At 44.2% G+C, this 2,095-nt stretch carries 1 protein-coding gene; it reads right to left on the bottom strand.

Annotated elements, in window-relative coordinates; genetic code table 11:
• The coding region (locus AB4496_RS25720; RefSeq protein WP_372132681.1) for an ABC transporter transmembrane domain-containing protein at window positions 1–1,559 on the bottom strand (1,559 nt) is incomplete at its 3' end.
• Between the last annotated feature and the right edge of the window lie 536 nt (window positions 1,560–2,095).

The raw sequence follows: 2,095 nt of genomic DNA, 5'->3' as shown, positions 1-2,095 counted from the left end.
GCACGAGCAATCGCAATACGTTGTCTCTGGCCACCAGAAAGCCTAACACCGCGTTCACCAAGAAAGCTGTGATAGCCTTCAGGTAGGTTTTGGATGAACTCATGTGCATGTGCTTTTTTAGCGGCCTCGATAACTTGCTCGTCCGTTGCTTTCGGGTTTCCGTAGCGAATGTTGTGGAACACATCGTTACTGAACAGAGCAGGTTGCTGTGGAACCAGTGCCATCTGCTTTCTTAGCTCGTTAGGATCAAACTGATTCAGTTCAACACCGCCTAAGGTTACTTTGCCTATTTGTGGGTCGTAGAAACGTTGCAGCAGTTCAAATAGGGTGGTTTTACCTGCGCCAGACGGGCCAACCAATGCCAACACTTTACCTTCATGGGCCGTTAGCGTGAGGTTGCTTGTTGCGGGCTGGTCGGGTCTTGATGGGTAACAGAAGGTCACATCATCAAAAGCGACTTCTGGTGTCACGTTATCGAGTGATGTTGGGTTTTCTACAGGCGCAACAATATGGCTTTCAACTTGTAGAATTTCAATTAATCGTTCTGTCGCACCTGCCGCACGTTGCAATTCACCCATCACTTCAGAAATGGTACCTAATGACGAAGCTACCATAATGGCATAGAAGACAAACGCCGCTAAGTCACCTGCCGACATCGTACCGTTGATGACATCGCTGCCACCAACCCAAAGCATGCCTGCAATCGCACTGAACACGATAACAATCACACCAGAGATAAGAATCGCGCGTTGCTTTACTCGCTGACGTCCAATTTCATATGCTTTTTCCACTTCAATCGCAAATGACGCTTTCTCTTGTGCTTCTCGGCTATAACTTTGCACCGTTTTAATATGCTCAATCGCTTCGCCAGCATAAGAGCCGACATCAGACATCGAATCTTGGCTTTGGCGAGATAGGGCTCTCACTCGTCGACCGTATACCAAAATCGGAATCAGGATAAACGGCACTGAGGCCAACACGATCAGCGTTAGCTTAATGTTGGTCGCGAACAGCATGATGATTGCGCCAATACACATTAATGCGCTACGCATCGCCATAGAAAACGACGAACCAATAATGCTTTGAAGCAGAGTTGTGTCGGTTGTGATACGCGACATGATGTCGCCACTGCCATTGGTTTCAAAGTAACTCGGATGAAGTGTCACCACGTGATTGAAAACCGACAGGCGAATATCTGCACTAACACGCTCCCCAACAGAAGAGACTAAATAGAAGCGGAAAAAGGTGCCAATCGAGATCAACACGACTACAACCATGATGAATTGAATCGCACTGCCTAAATCTGATAACGATTGTTGACTGAAGCCTTGGTCGATAAGAAGACGAATACCGTGTCCGACTGAAAGGGTTAAGCTCGCCGTGAAGATCAACGCAATCAATGCTGCAATCACACGGCCTTTATAGGGCTGAATAAATTTGCTGAGCTCAAATAAAATACTGAGGCTTTTCTTCTCAGGTTTGGGTTGTGGCGCTTTTTGAGTAGATCGTTGAGCCGTTCGCTGAGTAGAGTCACGCGTAGAAGAGACATCGTTTTGCATATGACTGCCTTAATGTGTTGTCGCTTTAAGAGTAGATGGCTTGTTGTTTGTACGTACTTGTCACGAATCAAGTGCTAGTCGTTCGTAAATGTTTGTTGCTTACAAGAGAAACCATTAAAGCACGCATCGCTGACTGATGCTTCCTAGGACACTCAATTTTCGGACTTTGATGCTTAGCAAGTGAGGAAATCGATACTGTTCAAAAGGAACATTAAGCATTTAGTGAGACTTGAAATAAAGATCAAACGAGCTATTTGATTCTAATTTTTATGCATGTGAGCGTGAGCCAATAGCGAATGGAAGCTACAGGTTCTTAGATCTTGTACTGATTTTTTAATTGGAAGAGAAACGTTTGCTTTTCCCTCGATTTCAAGCTTATCAGCAACTTGTGACTTTTGGTTGTAAGACCAGTTATAGCGACTGTTTTCTACGCAACTTTCGTTACAAAAATTCAACAAAATAGTTTTTTATACATTTTTCTTGCATAAAACCTCGAATTGAATAGAATAACCAACAAATGACAATTAATGCAGTAT

This window comes from Vibrio sp. 10N.222.46.A1 (assembly GCF_041473595.1).
In the GTDB taxonomy this organism is placed as follows: domain Bacteria; phylum Pseudomonadota; class Gammaproteobacteria; order Enterobacterales; family Vibrionaceae; genus Vibrio; species Vibrio tasmaniensis_A.
Note: the sequence above shows the minus strand (reverse complement) of the source record. Positions and strands in the feature narration are given on the sequence as shown.